This window comes from Pseudomonas syringae pv. tomato str. DC3000, assembly GCF_000007805.1.
Classification (GTDB): Bacteria; Pseudomonadota; Gammaproteobacteria; order Pseudomonadales; family Pseudomonadaceae; genus Aquipseudomonas; species Aquipseudomonas avellanae.
Genome location: NC_004578.1, coordinates 4,272,866 through 4,289,919, shown reverse-complemented (window position 1 = coordinate 4,289,919; position 17,054 = coordinate 4,272,866). Strand labels below are relative to the sequence as shown.

Below are 17,054 nucleotides of genomic sequence, written 5' to 3'. Positions count from 1 at the left end.
TCACATGTGAGGTATATCCATCCTTGGAGGCATCTGATACGTTGCTCACCTGATCCACGGCCAGCAGCAAGGGGAAGCGCCAATGCCTCGTAAAACCCAAGGCGACAACGCAACAGTCCCGGCCAGGGTTTCCAAAAGCTCCACCGATTACATGCGAGAAATGCGTCTGCGACTCAAGGATGCGGGGCTGGTCAAGCGGGAGTTCTGGATCCGGCCCGAGAATGTCGATGCCCTGCGTGGCATTGAAAAAGCCTTAAGACAGCCCTTTTTGGGCGAGAGGATCAAATTGGAGGATTTCATGACCGAGAATACCCACTGGACCATCAGCTCTTTGCAGAAGGCTCTTTGTGAACTGGATCTGGTGACTCAGGGCCAGATCGAACTGGACGTCACCGAAGGTGATGCCTCGGGCATCAGGCTGACCATGACCGGCCACGGCGACCTGCCGATCTATATCGCAGTGGAAGGCGAACAGATTCTGGCCGACGCGACCTTGATCGAAGTGAACAAGATCAAGAATGTGCAGGCGTTCAACGATGTCGTGCTGCGCAGTCGCGATCTGTTTCCGCTGTCATCGGTCGGTATCGAAAAACTGGGCGACGGCCAGGAAGTTTACTGCCTGTTTGGCGCGCTGAGCGCTGCTTCGTCGCTCACGGTGGTTGTGCAGGAAATTCTCACCCTCGCGGACAACGTGATCCGTGCGGCCGACGCTTTTGAAGATCATTTCATCTACTGAACAGCGCTGTCAGGCGGAGAACATTCATGACTACAAGTATCTGGAAAAAACTGGTGACCGCCGTTCGTGGTGGCGCTTCCGAAGTGGGCGAGTCGATTGCCGATGCCAATGCCATTCGCATTCTGGATCAGGAAATCCGTGACGCCGACAACGCGCTGGTCAAGGCCCGCGACGGGCTGATCACCATCAAGGCCAAGCACAAGCTCTCGGCGCAGCGTCTTGAAGAACACGCCACCAGCATTGCCAACTGGGAAGGCCGCGCCATGCAGGCCCTGAACAAGGGCGAAGAAGCGCTGGCCGTTGAATGTGCCAGCAAGATTGCCGAGATCGAAGCCCTGCGTGACCAGGAGCAGGAGCTGGCCGATCAGTTCGGCAAGCAGGTCAGCCTGTTGCAGGAGCAGGTGATCAAGGCCGAGTCGCGAATCAAGAGCCTCAAGCAACAGGTCGAGATGGCCAAGGCCCGTGAAACTGTCCAGCGCGCCCGCGTTGCGACGGCCACTGCAACCGGTGGCGCGAGTGGTTCGGTCGAGACTGCAGTGGGTTCGCTGGCGCGCCTCAAGCAGCGCCAGGACGAACAGGATGCCAAGCTGGAAGCGGCCGAAGAACTGGCCAGCCAGTCCAGCGGCAGTGACCTTGAGCGTCGTTTGCAGGACGCCGGTATTGGTGCCAAAAGCGGCGGCGCGCAAGATGTGCTGGCACGCCTGAAAGCCAAAAACCAGACGCCGGCGCAGTAATCGACGCAGCCAGGCAGGCGAGGGTGGAGAATGGCGTTTTCCAAACGACTCAAGGTCATCCTCGCCCTGTCGGCCGTGTTGATTGTGGTGCAGGCAATCAACTCGATCACGGGCAATAGTCTGGTTCATTTCGGTATCATTCCGCGCAGCCTTGACGGGTTGCGCGGAATTGTTTTTGCTCCCTTTCTGCATGGCTCGATTCAACACTTGCTCAGCAACCTGTTGCCGTTCATTGTGCTGAGCTGGCTGGTGGCTACCGAGGGTGTCAGGCGTTATGCCTGGGTCGCCGGGCTGATTTGCCTGCTGGGCGGGCTGCTGGTCTGGAGTTTTGGTCGCAACAATATCCATGTCGGCGCAAGCGGTCTGATCTTCGGTTTGTGGGCTTATCTGCTGGCGCGGGCGTGGTATCAGCGCAGCCTCGCCAGCGTGCTGTTGGCGCTGATTGTGCTGGCCGGTTACAGCGGGCTGGTTTTCGGCTTCGTGCCGGTGGCCGGTGTTTCGTTTGAATCACACATCGCCGGGGCGTTTGCCGGGGTTTGTGTGGCGTGGCTGATGCATTCCAGGGCATTGCTGGCAGAAAAGGCCTGATGCACTGCGGCTGTTATCGATGACGGTTGACCGGGAAGACCCTGTTGACCCGTAGGGAAGTGGAACCTGGCTCAAGGATTTGAAAGGATGACTCTGCTCCTGTTACTTCGGCGTCACACCTCGTCGTTTTTCGAGCGTTTCGGCTGGGCTGGCATCGGCATGCTGTTACTGGTGCACTATGGCGTTTCCTGGCTGTTGCTGACGCTGGCCGGTGAAGAGCACCTGTTGCAGGGGGCTGACTTCACTTATTTCTACCTCACCACTGCGACCACCGTCGGCTATGGCGATCTGTCGCCCAAGTCAGGGTGGGGCAAGCTGGTCACCACCACCTGGATCATGCTGGGTGGCATTGCCTTGCTGACCACGGTCATCGGCAAGGCGTCGACGTCGGTCGGTGATATCTGGAGAAGGAACATGAAAGGACAAGGCGATTGCTCGGCGCTGACAGGCCATACAGTGTTGGTTGGCTGGGACGGAGAAGCCAGCGAGCGTATCGTCGAGCTGCTCGGTCAGGACACCTCTACCAGCCGGGCCGGGCTTGTTATCTGCGACTCGATCATCACGGAAAACCCGCTGCCGGGCAGGGCGTCGTTCATCAAGGGCGATTCTCTGGATTCGCCGGCGGTGCTGAGCCGCGCGGGGGTTGTGGGCGCGCAGAGAATTCTGGTCCACACCCAATCCGACAGCCTGACACTCGCCATCGTACTGACGCTCAAAAGCCTCGGGCCGACCGGTCATGTGGTCGCGCACTTCAATAATTCCGAACGGGCCGCGCTGGCCAGAACCTACGCGCCCGAGCTGGAATGCACCTCGAACATGGCCATTGAAATGCTGGTTCGCTCCGCGCAGGACCCAGGCTCGAGTTCGGTGATCACCGAGCTGTTGTGTGTTGGCGTGGGTGCCACGCAGTACCGTCATGTGTTGCCTGCCGACTTCGCCTGCTCCTGCGGCGAGCTGTACATACGCATGCGCCAGGAATTCAATGCCACGCTGATTGGTTATCGCTCCTCAACCATGCAGCAGTTCGAGATCAATCCGGCCAACGATATGTCTATCCTGGGCGGGGAAATTTTCTACATTGCCTCCAGTCGACTTCAAGGAAACGCACTATGAGCTGGTTCAAACGTGCCATGGGTCTGCAAGCACCCAAGGCGTCGGGTCGTGAGGGTGACGCGTCGGCCAACCCGCTGGGGCTGGCCTCCGGGCGGATGTTATGCCTGGACAGCTCATTGAAGCTGTTGCTCGACGGGCATTCGGAAGTGGTCGTGCCTGGTGATGAAAAGGTCTGGGCCGTAGGGCGTGTCGATCTGGGCCAGGCGATGGCCCTGCATCGTTTCTACCTCGATAACGAGGATTACTTTCTGCAAGTGGTCAGCAACGGCCCCAACCCGGAAGACGTTCAGGACATCATCCTGTTCGGTTATTACAGCGCCGAGCCGATCACCAACAAGGATGAGCTGCTGCGCCTGACCGGCCCGTCGTCGAAGATCGGCCTGCCCACCTACGAGCACGATGGCGAGGAATTCGAGCGGCAATGGGGCACTTCACCGGGCCAGACCGAACTGACGCCCCTGGACGAAGATATCGTCAGCCCTGATGCTGCCTATCGCGTGAAACACCTGAGCATGCTGTACGCCCGCGAAACGGGACTGATAAACCGCCGTGAGTTTCTGCTGTTTTCCGTGGAGGAAGACGAAGAGGGCAGCATCACGCTCACCACGGCGGTTGGCATAACGCTGCAATCCACTGATATCAACGTTCTCTGACAAGGAAATTCTCATGATCGACGCGCTGCGTATGTCGCTCAATGCCACCGCTGTATTCGGCTTCGTTATGTACATTCTGGTGGCGGCGATTCTGTTCGCCCTGTTCCAGTTCATCTACAGCAGGATTACGCCGCACAAGGAGTTCGCGCTGATCCGCGAAAACAACAGTGCCGCCGCGCTTGCGCTGGGCGGTTCACTGATCGGTTTCGCGTTGCCGGCCAGTAACATCATCACCTACAGCATCAGCATTCTGGACGTCATCGTCTGGGTGGTGATTGCCGCCGTGGTGCAGTTGTTGGCGTTCGGCGTCACCAGCCTGGTGCTCAAGGGCCTGTCGACGCGCATCGCCAAAGGCGAAATGGCCGCCGCTATCTATTCGGCCAGCGTCGCAATCAGCGTCGGTCTTCTCAACGCCGCCTGCATGACCCCTTCGGTCTGACGGCAGCCTTGGACAAGGAGACTCACGATGAGACGTAGTTCAGTAAAGCTGGTGCTCGCCAGCACGCTTCCCCTGGCTCTCGCCGCCTGTGGCCCGTCGGAAGACAAGGACACTTTCAACGCAAAGGCCAACTTCAGTTCGGTGCAGGAATGCGTCGATGCCAAGGTGCCGGTTAATGTCTGTTCGGATGCCTACATGCAGGCGCTGTCCGACCATCGCCGCATCGCGCCGACCTACGATGACAAGGCGTCTTGTGACGCTGACTTCATACCGGATTATTGCCAGGTCACTTCGGACGGCAAGTACGTGCCGAAGCTCGGCGGCTTCGAACTGGGTTTTTCCGGGCATGTGCCCAAAGAGGCGCTGGACCGGGCCAATCAGGAAGTCGCCCAGTCCGCGCCCGCAGGCATGAGCGGCACTACCGGGCTGATGGCCGGTTTGCTGATCGGCAATTTGCTCAATAACGGTTTCGGTGGTGGCAGCCGTTATTACTCGCAGCCTATCTACCAGACACGTGATGACCGTGGCGGTTATTACAGCTCATCCTTGCCCAGCCAGATTGATCGCGGCAAGACCTTCGGCCGTTCGAGTCAGGCGCAGTCCAGCCCGGACCGCAGCTATGGCAAAAGCACGCTGGGGCGCAACCTGGGCAGTTCAGGTTCTGGCTCGTCGTCGGTGTCATCGACCATTTCGCGTGGCGGTTTCGGCAGTCAGGCTTCGGCACGCAGCGGCTGGGGCGGCAAGAGCAGCAGCGGCAGCAGTTTCGGAGGCTGACGGAGCGCGCCATGAAAAAGATCAGCATCGAAGAACGCCCTGACTGGCGTGCCACCGCCGAACGTGAAGGCTTCAACTTTCACACCATCGACGGCGAGCGCTACTGGGATGAGCGCGGTTATTACCTGTTCACCGAACAGCAGATTACCCGCGATCTGGAAGCGCCGACCCAGGCGCTTCACCAGATGTGCATGGATGCGGTGGCGCGGGTGGTGGACAGTGAAGAGCTGCTGCACCAGTTGGCCATTCCACCAGCGTTTTTCGATGTAATTCAGACATCATGGAAGCAAGGGCACCCACATCTTTACGCACGCTTTGACTTCGCCTACGACGGTACGGGCCCGGCAAAGATGTACGAGATCAATGCCGATACCCCGACCAGCCTCATGGAGGCTGGCGCGTTTCAACTGCTCTGGCTCGAAGAGCAGATGGCGCGTGGGGTATTGCCGGCGCATGCCAGCCAGTTCAACTCGATTGCCGAGGACCTTGTTCGCGCCTTCGCCGAGTTTCCGGGGGCAAGCCCGTTCTACTTTGCGGCGATGTCCGGCTCTGTCGAGGACCGTGTCACCACCGATTTCCTGAGGCGCATGGCCGCGCACGTCGGTATCGATGCCAGGCACATCGACATCGAGGACATCGGGCTCAATGACCAAGGGCGTTTTGTAGACCTGGACGGGCGCTGGATCGAGCGCTTGTTCAAACTGCATGCGTGGGAACATATCTTTCACGAGGCATTCGGCAAGAACGTTACGGCCAGCGGCACCCAGTTTGTCGAGCCTGCGTGGAAGGCGATCCTCAGCAACAAGGGGATCTTGCCGTTGTTGTGGCAATTCAATGAAGGCCATCCGAACCTGCTGCCTTCGCGAGTTGATCAGGACGTCACGAAACCGGTGCCCAAGGGGTGGGTGCGCAAGCCGTACTTTTCCCGCGAAGGCGCCAACATCGAAATGCGCACGCCGGGCGACCAGGTCATTGCGGTCGATGGTCCTTACACCGATGCGCCTTACATTCTTCAGGCGTACTCGCCACTTCCGAAGTTTGGCGACAGCTACACACTGATCGGCTCGTGGGTTATTGGCGACCTGGCATCAGGAATCGGCATTCGTGAAGATGACAGCCTGATCACCAAGGATACCAGCCGGTTCCTGCCCCACGTAGTTATCGATTAAACCCTTGTTTATTGAAAAAGGTGTTACTGATGAAAGATAAGTAACACCTTCGCTGTTACCGTCGGTTTTTTCTGCGCTCGATAACCGGTAAACACGCCAGGTTTTTTCATGGATGTCTGACAATTAAACAGGCCGCACCCACGGTGTTGTGTTCTGAAATATAAGTCGTTCGCTTTTCGTCTGATCTGTACTTTATACAAAATAAGATCTGTTGTTTTTTCTCGTGTTGGCATTCAGGTTGCAGTGTTGTGGGCACTCCTGGATGCCTGTCCTGTCGACGTGTTTAGTGCGTGTTTTAAGTTCTGGAAGTTTCCTACAACTTGACGTAAGGCATACAGATTTTTGCAGGATCACACGCTGGCTGAATGCCTTGCTTGTCTCTTGACGATAATGGCGCGGTGCAGTCGTTACGTTCGTCGCACTAACAATAATACCGTTTACAACGGAAACAGCACCGGTCTGTGTGTCAGCCCATTGTCCGGGGTTGGTCAGGCAAGCCGGTCATGTAAGGAGAACCAACATGTTCACGAAACACCTGATGGGGGTCGCGCTGGTGCTGCTGCTCGCGATCAACACCAGCCTGGCCGGCGATGTCACGCTGCTGGGCAGCCGGCTGACGCCTCTCGGCGGCGAGATGGCCGGTAACGACGCCGGAAGCATACCGGCCTGGAGTGGCGGAATTACCCGCCCGCCGCCCGGTTATAAAGGCTCCGGTACACGGCATGTCGATCCGTACGCCGCTGACAAGCCTCTGTTCACCATCACCCACGCCAATCTGGAACACTACCGCGCGCGGCTGACGCCTGGGCAAGTGGCGATGTTCGAGACCTATCCCGACACTTATCAAATGCCCATTTACCCGACCCGGCGCTCCGGGTCGGCGCCACAATGGGTATACGACAACACGCGCCGCAATGCCGAAAAAGCCAGGTTGATCGCTGATGGCAACGGCTTTGTCGATGCCTACGGCGGAATACCGTTTCCTGTTCCGGAAAAAGGCATTCAGGCCATATGGAATCATATCGCCCGCTATCGCGGTCATTACGTGGTGCGCAAAGCCTCAGAAGTCGCGATACAGCGTGACGGTAGTTTCAAACCGGTCATCACGCGGCAGGAAATCCTGTTCCGTTTCTATGACCCGCGCGGCAGCTTCGCCAGTCTGGACAATGTGCTGTTCTACTACCTGTCGTTCACCCAGTGCCCGGCGCGCATGACCGACTCGGCGGTGCTGGTCCATGAAACGCTGGATCAAGTGCAGGAACCCCGGCAGGCGTGGGCCTACAATGCCGGGCAAGGGCGGGTGCGACGTGCACCGAGCCTGGCTTACGACCTGCCGATCCCGGCCTCGGATGGCCTGCGCACGGCAGATGATACCGACATGTTCAACGGCTCACCGGACCGTTATGAATGGACGCTGATGGGCAAGCGCGAAGTGTATATCCCTTACAACAATTATCGGATTTCCAGTCCCGATATCGCCTACCGGCAGCTGCTGCAGGTCGGGCATATCAACCCGGCGTATACGCGCCATGAACTGCACCGGGTGTGGGTGGTGGAGGGCAGGCTCAAACCCACGGCGCGGCATGTCTATTCGCGGCGCACCCTGTATCTGGACGAAGACAGCTGGCAGGCCGCAATCGTCGATCAGTACGACGGTCGCGGTCAGTTGTGGCGGGTCTCCATGGCCTACCTGAAAAACTATTACGAGCTGCCTACCACATGGTCTGCACTGGATGTGTTTCATGACCTGCAAGCGCGGCGTTATCACGTCCAGAACCTGGAAAATCAGGCGCCCGGCACCAGCGACTTCTCCCAGCCTGTGCCCGGTGCAAACGCCTTCAAACCGGCTGCGGTGCGCCGGACAGGCTTTCGCTGACGACCTGTGCAATGACGGTCTGGCGGACTTGGTCGATCAGCAATCGTGATGATTGATCAATCACATCCTGCGCGCTTAACAAAATATAACGACATGCTGATTGTCAGGCATTTGCAAAACTGCCTAGGATGGCCGAGCTTCCAGAAAGGCGGGGCCAGACGCTTGCGGACGTCCGGTTCAAGACGCGCTGATTGGTAACAGCCACCTGATAATAAGAAAGGGGAGAAGTCCATGCGTGAGCCTTTCCACTGGCGCACTCGGTTATGCACGGGCATGTCCCTGGTGATCTTTACGTGCTGCTCGTTTGCCGATTCGGCTCCCGTTGCCGCTGCGGACACCGCCGCGTATGCCGTCGAATCAGCCAAAGCCTCACGCGGCCTGTTGCTGGATGTCGCCCATGCCGGTGCACGCCTGGTCGCAGTGGGTGATCACGGGCATATTCTGTATTCCGATGACCAGGGCAAGACCTGGAGCCAGGCCCGAGTGCCGACCCGCCAGCTACTGACGGCGGTGTTCTTCGTCGATGAGCAGCACGGTTGGGCGGTCGGCCACGATGCGCAAATCCTCGCCAGCAGCGATGGCGGCAAAAGCTGGAACAAACAGTTCGAGGACTTGAAGCGCGAAGCACCGTTGCTGGATGTCTGGTTCAAGGACCTCAACAACGGTTTCGCCATTGGCGCGTATGGCGCGTTGCTCAACACCGGCGACGGCGGCCGGCATTGGCAGGACGTCAGCGACCGGCTGGACAACGAAGACCAGTACCACCTGAACGGTATCGCTCAGATAAAAGACGCAGGGCTGTTTATCGTCGGTGAAGCGGGCAGCATGTTTCGTTCTCGCGACGAGGGGCAAACCTGGGAAAAGCTCGAAGGTCCTTATCAGGGCTCGTTGTTTGGCGTCGTCGGCACCGCGCAGCCTGCCACGTTGCTGGCTTACGGTCTGCGCGGCAACCTGTTTCGCTCCAGTGATTTTGGTGACACCTGGCAACCCATCGAACTGAACGGCGCACGCGGGCCGGTCGAGTTCGGTCTGGCCAGCGCCACGTTGCTGACCGATGGCACATTGGTGCTGGTCGGCAACGGCGGCAGTGTCATGCGCAGCACTGATGACGGTGAGACATTCGAGGTCTTCAACCGCCCCGATCGCATTTCGCTGGCGGGAGTCACCGCTAATCTTCAAGGCAATCTGATTCTGGTAGGACAGGGCGGCGTACGCGTCACCTCGCCGACGGGCGCCGAGACGACCCAACAATAAGACCTTTCAGGGCGGGGACCTTCAGGCATGAGCAATCTTCAACACCCAGCACATTCAGATGACAAGGCAACCTTTCTTGAGCGCCTGATTTTCAATCATCGTCCGGCCGTGATTATCCTCTGCCTGCTGGCGAGTATTTTTCTGTTCTGGCAGGCCACGCAGGTTCGGCCTTCCACCAGTTTCGAAAAGATGATCCCGCTGTCTCATCCGTTCATTCAGAACATGATGAAGCACCGCAACGATCTGGCGAACCTGGGCAATACGGTGCGCATTTCCGTAGAAGCGGTGGATGGCGACATTTTCGCCAAAGAATATATGGAGACCCTGCGCCAGATCAGTGACGAAGTATTTTACATTGCCGGCGTGGACCGTTCCGGTCTTAAATCGCTCTGGAGCCCCAGCGTGCGCTGGACCGAAGTTACCGAGGAGGGCTTTGCCGGGGGCGAAGTCATTCCACAGAGCTACAACGGCTCGGACGCCAGTCTTGATCAGTTGCGCAACAACGTGCTCAAGTCCGGGCAGGTAGGGCGGCTGGTCGCCAACGACTTCAAGTCGAGCATCGTCGACGTGCCGCTCCAGGAGTCGTACCCGGACCCGGCCGATCAGGGCAAGTTGCTGGCGCTGGACTACCAGCAGTTCTCTCATCAGCTTGAAGAAAAGATCCGCGACAAGTACCAGGCGCAGAACCCGAACATCAAGATTCACATTGTCGGTTTCGCCAAAAAAGTCGGCGACCTGATCGACGGATTGTTCATGGTGGTTATGTTCTTCGGCATCGCCTTTCTGATCACGCTGGTGCTGCTGATCTGGTTCACCCGCTGCATCCGCAGCACCGTCGCAGTGCTCAGCACCACGCTGATTGCAGTGATCTGGCAGCTGGGCCTGATGCATGTGGTGGGTTTCGGTATCGACCCCTATTCGATGCTGGTGCCGTTTCTGATTTTCGCCATCGGTATCTCGCACGGCGTGCAGAAGATCAACGGGATTGCCCTGCAATCCAGCGAGGCCGAAAACGCCCTGACCGCTGCGCGTCGCACGTTTCGCCAGTTGTTCCTGCCGGGCATGATCGCGATTCTGGCGGATGCGGTCGGGTTCATTACCTTGCTGATTATCGACATCGGTGTGATCCGCGAACTGGCCATTGGCGCGTCCATTGGTGTGGCGGTGATCGTTTTCACCAACCTGATCCTGCTGCCGGTGGCCATTTCCTACGTGGGCATCAGCAAAAGGGCTGTCAGTCGCAGCAAGCAGGACGCGGTGTCCGAGCATCCTTTCTGGCGACTGCTGTCGAATTTTGCCAGCGCCAAAGTCGCGCCGGTCTCGATCGCGCTGGCAGTGCTGGCCTTTGGTGGCGGCCTTTGGTACAGCCAGAACCTGAAAATCGGCGACCTGGACCAGGGTGCACCGGAGCTGCGCCCTGACTCGCGCTACAACAACGACAACGCGTTCATCATCAAGCACTACTCCACCAGTTCCGACGTGCTGGTGGTCATGGTCAAGACTCCGCCCGAGGGCTGCTCGGCGTATTCGACCCTGTCGGCGATCAACGAACTGGCCTGGAAGATGGAGAACACCCAAGGCGTGCAGTCGGCCATTTCGCTGGTGACCGTTTCCAAGCAGGTCATCAAAGGCATGAACGAGGGCAACCTGAAATGGGAAAGCCTGTCGCGCAACAAAGACGTGCTGAATAACTCCATCGCCCGCGCTGATGGCCTCTACAACACTGATTGCTCGCTGGCCCCGTTGCTGATCTTCCTCAACGATCACAAGGCCGAAACCCTCGACCGCGCCGTGCACGCGGTGCAGGATTTCGCCAGGCAAAATGACAAACCAGACATGCAATTTCTGCTGGCTGCCGGCAACGCCGGGATCGAAGCGGCGACCAACGAAGTCATTAAACAGTCCGAGCTGGTGATTCTGGTGCTGGTGTACATCTGCGTGGCCGCCATGTGCATGATCACCTTCCGCTCCTGGGCGGCGACTTTGTGCATCGTCCTGCCGCTGGTGCTGACGTCGGTACTGGGTAACGCACTGATGGCGTTCATGGGCATCGGCGTCAAGGTCGCGACCCTGCCGGTGGTGGCGTTGGGCGTGGGCATCGGCGTCGATTACGGTATCTACATCTACAGCCGCCTGGAAAGCTTCCTGCGCGCCGGTTTGCCCTTGCAGGAGGCCTATTATCAAACCCTGAAATCCACCGGCAAGGCCGTGCTGTTCACCGGCCTGTGCCTGGCCATCGGTGTGTGCACCTGGATTTTTTCGGCGATCAAGTTCCAGGCCGACATGGGCCTGATGCTGACCTTTATGCTGCTGTGGAACATGTTCGGCGCACTGTGGCTGCTGCCAGCGCTGGCGCGGTTCCTGATCAAACCGGAGAAGATGGCGGGGAAGGTGGGCAACTCGCTGTTTTCGCATTGAGCCCGTGGCGGCCTGTCACTCTGCGTCCTATTGCGGCGCAGAGTGTCGAAAAGTGCGTTTCCATGCTGGATGCTACTACTATCGTGCGACGCTCCGCGTCGGCATGCCTGCTTGGACGCTCTGTGTCCTCTTGGCCCTTGGAAATGGCGCGGTTGAGCCATCGTCTTCGTGATCAATCCGCCCCGGTCCACACAGTGCGGTTTCAGCTGCGCTTTCCGGACTCTTCAAACTTATGCATAACGCTGTGGGCGGAGCACGGGAACGATGATTAAAAACGCCCAGCGTCGTAATGCTCCCCGTCATTGAGGCTTCACGCGAGTAGGGCGATCACCCATGCAATCAGGAGCATTGGGTCCTATGGAGATCAAACCGGACATCACATCTCCCGATCCACTTCCCCATGACAGTTTTCCGCTCGCTGACTCCAGATCGTAAATTTTCGTCTCTGAAATCAATACGCCAGTGCGGTGATCATAAAGTCGAAAAAAGGCTGGGTAGCCCCACCAGGGAAACCACTTGGGTGGTTGATCTTCGTTGGGGTCGGATTTACGATGAAACATCATCGGTAAGATCCAGAATGGTTTGAGTATATCTACTCGATAACATCCCCCCGGGCTTATGTGCGGGCCGCTCGATTTTTCAGCCAATCCTTTTTCCCACCATTCAGAAGCTATCCAGAGACTGCTTGCGATGATAACGTATGTTAAAAAAAATACTATTGGGCGAGATGATTTTTTCAAGACCACGTTCCAAGCTCAATGATCTGATCTGATTTTTTCCACAGTATGTCTGAATAAATCATGAAATCACCCCCTTTGAGTTTTTTCGCTCGATATCTTTGAAAGTCTGCGTTTGTGATTGCAGCAAAAGGTCCATCTTTCAGTCTGACTATTAAGTTTCCGTGCGGGTGCAAGGTTATGATTGTTTCTGCTTTGGTAAGTACGCGATCTTCTGTCCATGTGCCTAAATATTGTAGGCCGTTGAAGTCGTAATGGTCTCGGATATAAAAGCCCATATGCTCAATTTGAAAGTAGTGCTTGCGCTGTTGAGTGGCAGAAATTTCCCGGCTGAATGTTTTTCCTGTTACACCGATTTTAAGCGTTGCAAAGCCTAACGCTCCGTACATATCGTCTAGCGCATTCCAAGCGCTACCAAACTCAGCGAAATTTACTTGCGAACAAGCGTCCATTTGTCGGGCGGACATCATGCTTGAACCCAATCGGCATTCAATGTGATCACTCCAGCCAGCTTCCTTTAGCAGATCTTTCAAACGTTTGACGGCGTTAACTGTGTTTAATCTCGATTCTGCTTCCTCAACAGCCTGCCTGCAACGCTCAAACTGCATCGCCCATTCCATCTTCACGATGCTCTCATCGCATTACGCGGGAGACAGGCTCATCGGGTCCGGCTGTGTTTCCCGCACCTTCCACTCCGCCGGCATCTCCCACGCAGGACTGTCAAACCACCGCTGCATTAGCTCTGCTGCCGTGTCCCATCCCATGTTGCGCATGGCTCCGGGGATGCGGGACAGGGCCAGGTTTTCGATGATGACCTTTTTAGGCGGTGTGTCCAGAGGTGCGTAGGTGCGCGAGATACCCTGTGGCAGGGCGAAGTAGGTGTCGGGACCCAATGCGTTAGTGCGTTGAAAATCATTCAGTGACATGTGTCGTTACTCCATCATCGGCAAAGGGGCGAATGTCGCGGGTTGCAGCGTAATGGGCGCTGTGCTGCAGTGGCTTCGGCTATTGCCTTGGCTATCAAGCGCGCCGCAGGCAGTGCACTGATCGTCTTGTAAAATCACATAACCCATATGCCCAAGACTGACGTGCTGATGAGTGGTGAATTGAAAGCGCTCATTGAAGTCAGGTAGCTGTTGCTGGCCCACCAACGAATTAACCGACTGCACCCCCCCATCCACCACACACTCGCTGGCCACCCCCTGATCATTACCATCCGAAGTATCAGGCGCAGACTGCACAACACTCGACCGCCTCTCAACCCGAAAGAAACTCTGTTGCCTGGATATCAACCGAGCCCCGCAACTGGTCAGATCGCCCTCCAGGGCGATGATGTTTCCTTCGATATGAAAGTTGTTTTCTTCGCCGATGATTTTGCTGGCGCCATGCAGTGGACAGATGACGTCACAGCCCCTGTGCGCTACGGGGAAACCATTGATTCGCTTTGTTTGATCGCCATTGATAACAGACCCTCCGTGGTCTGTGGTATCGCCCTGGACGATGGCCAGAAGTTTCATGCAACTCTCCCTGAGTCGTGTTTTCTACCGACCGCACGAATCCCTGACGTCTGATTTTTTTAATCGACGTGTATGAACAGGCGCGGTGTCTTAATTAATGTGCAGGGAGAGATATCATTACTTTATGTTTTCGGAAATGGCAGATCGCTATTTACGGTATTTAAGGACTGAGCTTACGCTGGGCTGATAAAACTCTTACCTATGGGCTGGATATTTCCCACAGAAATAGAACATTCAGAGGTGGGTATCGGTAATCGATAGGGTTCGCCCTGCTTGATTGATAAATACGGCGAACAGACAGACCCAAGACGTTATCGATTCAGTTGAACCGACTGATCAACCGCCGCCCAACACTACGCTCAGCGCATTGCGCGCATCGTCCAGTTGCACCAGCGAGGCATGGCGTGCGCCGAGGGCGTCGCGGTTCTGGATGGCGGTAAGGATGGCTTTGTGGCGGGGCATGGCCAGCTCGTGCAGGTTGGGGCGTTTGTTGGAGTATTTGAGTGCTTCGCGCAAGGCCAGTGACAGCATGTTGCACAAGTGCGCCAACAGGTCGTTGTGGGTGGCGTCGGCGATCCGGCTGTGGAAGTCGAGGTCCGGTTGCAGCAGGTCTTCCGGCGTCGGTGCGGCTTCCATGCGCAGGTAGGCTTCGTGGATCGACTCGATTTCTGCGTCCGTGGCATGTTGCGCAGCCAGCGCTGCAACAGCCGGCTCGATGACGGCGCGCACGCTGGTCAGCAAGTTGAAGAATTCGTTCTGCGGCGAGCTTTGCATCACCCAATGCAGCACGTCCGGGTCCAGCAGGTGCCATTCGCGGCGGGCCTTGACCACCGTGCCGACGCGTGGCCGTGAGTAAACCAGCCCCTTGGCCACCAGCACTCGGGTGGCTTCGCGCAGTACCGGACGGCTGACCGCGTATTCTTCGCAGAGCAACGCTTCGGCGGGCAGCTTTTCGTCAGGTTTGAAACGGCCGGATACGATCTGCATGCCCAGTTCCTGGACGATACGGGCGTGCATGCTTTTTCGGTCGGAAGGCTTTCGGTAGTCCATGGGAACGCAAGTCGGTCCTGGCGGTGATTGCTGGGCATCATACCATCGCATAACGGTTGCGGCGGTCGCCAGAACAGGGACCGCCGCTTCTTTTAATGCAAGTAGTGCAAGTGACTAGTGCGAGTGACGAGGCACTTCGGAACCCCGGCAACCGACCAGAAAGTCGAAATCACAGCCTTGATCGGCCTGCATCACTTTATCGATATACAGTTGGCGATAGCCGCCAAGCAACAATTGTGGCGGGGCTTGCCATTGCGCCAGGCGTGCGGCCAGTTCGGCTTCCGGGATGTCCAGATGCAGACGGCCGCTGGCGCAGTCAAGCTCGATCCAGTCGCCTTCCTTGACCACCGCAAGCGGGCCACCGGCGGCCGCTTCCGGAGCGACATGCAGAACCACCGTGCCGTACGCTGTGCCGCTCATGCGTGCATCGGAAATACGTACCATGTCAGTCACACCCTGAGCGAGCAGCTTGGCCGGCAGACCCATGTTGCCCACCTCGGCCATACCCGGATAACCCTTGGGGCCACAGTTCTTGAGAACCATTACCGAGCTGGCGTCGATGTCCAGATCCGGGTCGTTGATCCGCGACTTGTACATTTCGAAATTCTCGAACACCACCGCACGGCCACGATGCTGCATCAGTGCCGGCGTGGCGGCCGACGGCTTGAGCACGGCACCCAGCGGGGCGAGGTTGCCGCGGAGCACACAGATGCCACCGTCGGCCCGAATCGGGTTGTCCAAGGCACGGATTACCTGATCTTCACCATAGATGGGGGAATTGCAGGTGTTCTCACCGATGCTCTTGCCGTTGACCGTCAACGCATCCGGGTTGGGCAGCAGTCTGGCTTCGTTCATGCGGCGCAGCACGGCGGGCAGGCCACCGGCGTAATAGAACTCTTCCATCAGGAAACGCCCGGACGGTTGCAGGTCGACGATGGTCGGCATGCCGCGGCCCATGCGGGTCCAGTCGTCCAGGTCCAGATCGACGCCAATGCGTCCGGCGATGGCCTTGAGGTGGATAACTGCATTGGTCGAACCGCCGATGGCCGCGTTGACCCGGATGGCGTTTTCAAAGGCGGCCTTGGTGAGAATCTTCGACAGGCGCAAGTCTTCGCGGACCATGTCCACTGCGCGCATGCCGGACATGTGCGCCAGCACGTAACGGCGCGAGTCCACCGCAGGAATGGCGGCGTTGTGCGGCAACGAGGTGCCCAGTGCTTCAGCCATGCAGGCCATGGTCGAGGCCGTGCCCATCGTGTTGCAGGTGCCTGCCGAGCGGGACATGCCGGCTTCGGCGGAGAGGAATTCATCCAGGCTGATAGTCCCGGCTTTGTAAGACTCGTGCATCTGCCAGACGATGGTGCCGGCACCGATGTCCTTGCCTTCATGCTTGCCGTTGAGCATCGGCCCGCCGGTCACGACGATGGCCGGGATGTCGCAACTGGCGGCACCCATCAACAGTGCAGGCGTGGTCTTGTCACAGCCGGTCAGCAACACGACACCGTCAATCGGGTTGCCGCGAATCGCCTCCTCCACGTCCATACTCGCCAGGTTGCGGGTAAACATTGCAGTGGGGCGCAGGTTGGATTCGCCGTTGGAAAACACCGGAAACTCGACCGGCCAGCCACCTGCTTCGATCACGCCACGTTTGACATGCTCGGCAATCTGCCGGAAATGCGCGTTGCAAGGGGTCAGCTCCGACCAGGTATTGCAGATGCCGATGATCGGCTTGCCCTGAAACTGATGGTCGGCAATACCCTGATTCTTCATCCAGCTACGGTACATGAAGCCATTCTTGTCGGCGGTGCCAAACCACTGGGCAGAACGGAGGGTCGGTTTTTTATCGGAGTCAGACATGATCGGCTCTCTTATTGTAAGACTTAATGACGACGCTGCTGGCTAAGGTAAGCCTAAAAAACCCGTATTGGAAGAGTTGTCAGTTCAAATAGTATTACTATATAGTCGATCTTAGACGAGGGTTCATCCTGGCGTCTGG

At 57.6% G+C, this 17,054-nt stretch carries 15 protein-coding genes and 1 pseudogene; 11 read left to right on the top strand and 5 right to left on the bottom strand.

Features of this window, described 5'->3' with window-relative positions:
- Window positions 1-82: 82 nt before the first annotated feature.
- From PSPTO_RS19615 to PSPTO_RS19565, 11 genes are all read left to right on the top strand, one after another.
- On the top strand, window positions 83-736 hold the full coding sequence (locus PSPTO_RS19615; protein WP_005769102.1) for a YjfI family protein: 654 nt from the start codon (window positions 83-85) through the stop codon (window positions 734-736).
- A gap of 26 nt (window positions 737-762) precedes the next feature.
- Window positions 763-1,470 (top strand): PspA/IM30 family protein, encoded by a 708-nt coding sequence (locus PSPTO_RS19610; RefSeq protein WP_011104724.1) that lies wholly within the window; start codon window positions 763-765, stop codon window positions 1,468-1,470.
- Between the two features lie 30 nt (window positions 1,471-1,500).
- A complete protein-coding gene (locus tag PSPTO_RS19605) occupies window positions 1,501-2,058 on the top strand; it encodes a rhomboid family intramembrane serine protease (RefSeq protein WP_007245166.1) in 558 nt (185 codons plus the stop codon).
- Window positions 2,059-2,145: 87 nt separating this feature from the next.
- Window positions 2,146-3,171, top strand: a complete 1,026-nt coding sequence (locus PSPTO_RS19600; RefSeq protein ID WP_005769107.1) for an ion channel — start codon at window positions 2,146-2,148, stop codon at window positions 3,169-3,171.
- Window positions 3,168-3,824: a YjfK family protein gene (locus PSPTO_RS19595; protein WP_011104723.1), complete on the top strand. Its 657-nt coding sequence runs from the start codon at window positions 3,168-3,170 to the stop codon at window positions 3,822-3,824. The genes PSPTO_RS19600 and PSPTO_RS19595 overlap by 4 nt, the downstream gene beginning before the upstream one ends.
- Window positions 3,825-3,837: 13 nt before the next feature.
- Window positions 3,838-4,263 carry a DUF350 domain-containing protein gene (locus tag PSPTO_RS19590; RefSeq protein WP_003382929.1) on the top strand — a complete coding sequence of 142 codons (426 nt, stop codon included), beginning with the start codon at window positions 3,838-3,840 and terminating at the stop codon, window positions 4,261-4,263.
- Between the two features lie 27 nt (window positions 4,264-4,290).
- On the top strand, window positions 4,291-5,037 hold the full coding sequence (locus tag PSPTO_RS19585) for a DUF1190 domain-containing protein (protein ID WP_046463337.1): 747 nt from the start codon (window positions 4,291-4,293) through the stop codon (window positions 5,035-5,037).
- Between the two features lie 11 nt (window positions 5,038-5,048).
- Window positions 5,049-6,206: a glutathionylspermidine synthase family protein gene (locus PSPTO_RS19580; RefSeq protein ID WP_011104720.1), complete on the top strand. Its 1,158-nt coding sequence runs from the start codon at window positions 5,049-5,051 to the stop codon at window positions 6,204-6,206.
- 520 nt (window positions 6,207-6,726) lie between these two features.
- Window positions 6,727-8,082 (top strand): DUF1329 domain-containing protein, encoded by a 1,356-nt coding sequence (locus PSPTO_RS19575; RefSeq protein ID WP_011104719.1) that lies wholly within the window; start codon window positions 6,727-6,729, stop codon window positions 8,080-8,082.
- Window positions 8,083-8,313: 231 nt separating this feature from the next.
- Window positions 8,314-9,336, top strand: a complete 1,023-nt coding sequence (locus PSPTO_RS19570; protein ID WP_011104718.1) for a WD40/YVTN/BNR-like repeat-containing protein — start codon at window positions 8,314-8,316, stop codon at window positions 9,334-9,336.
- 27 nt (window positions 9,337-9,363) lie between these two features.
- The gene (locus tag PSPTO_RS19565; RefSeq protein ID WP_011104717.1) at window positions 9,364-11,754 is read left to right on the top strand and encodes an efflux RND transporter permease subunit; all 2,391 of its coding nucleotides are present in this window, start codon (window positions 9,364-9,366) and stop codon (window positions 11,752-11,754) included.
- Window positions 11,755-12,053: 299 nt separating this feature from the next.
- Here PSPTO_RS19565 and PSPTO_RS19560 read toward each other — a convergent pair whose 3' ends face one another.
- The 5 genes and pseudogenes from PSPTO_RS19560 to PSPTO_RS19540 form a co-directional block, all read right to left on the bottom strand.
- Window positions 12,054-12,494 (bottom strand): hypothetical protein, encoded by a 441-nt coding sequence (locus PSPTO_RS19560; RefSeq protein WP_074846395.1) that lies wholly within the window; start codon window positions 12,492-12,494, stop codon window positions 12,054-12,056.
- Window positions 12,491-13,417: pseudogene (locus PSPTO_RS19555) on the bottom strand (DUF6402 family protein). Before PSPTO_RS19555 ends, PSPTO_RS19560 begins: the two are co-directional and overlap by 4 nt.
- Window positions 13,418-13,423: 6 nt before the next feature.
- The gene (locus tag PSPTO_RS19550) at window positions 13,424-14,008 is read right to left on the bottom strand and encodes a PAAR domain-containing protein (RefSeq protein ID WP_011104714.1); all 585 of its coding nucleotides are present in this window, start codon (window positions 14,006-14,008) and stop codon (window positions 13,424-13,426) included.
- A 336-nt stretch (window positions 14,009-14,344) separates the two neighbouring features.
- Window positions 14,345-15,058 (bottom strand): FadR/GntR family transcriptional regulator, encoded by a 714-nt coding sequence (locus PSPTO_RS19545; protein ID WP_002554489.1) that lies wholly within the window; start codon window positions 15,056-15,058, stop codon window positions 14,345-14,347.
- A gap of 114 nt (window positions 15,059-15,172) precedes the next feature.
- The gene (locus PSPTO_RS19540) at window positions 15,173-16,915 is read right to left on the bottom strand and encodes an IlvD/Edd family dehydratase (protein ID WP_005769126.1); all 1,743 of its coding nucleotides are present in this window, start codon (window positions 16,913-16,915) and stop codon (window positions 15,173-15,175) included.
- Window positions 16,916-17,054 lie beyond the last annotated feature (139 nt).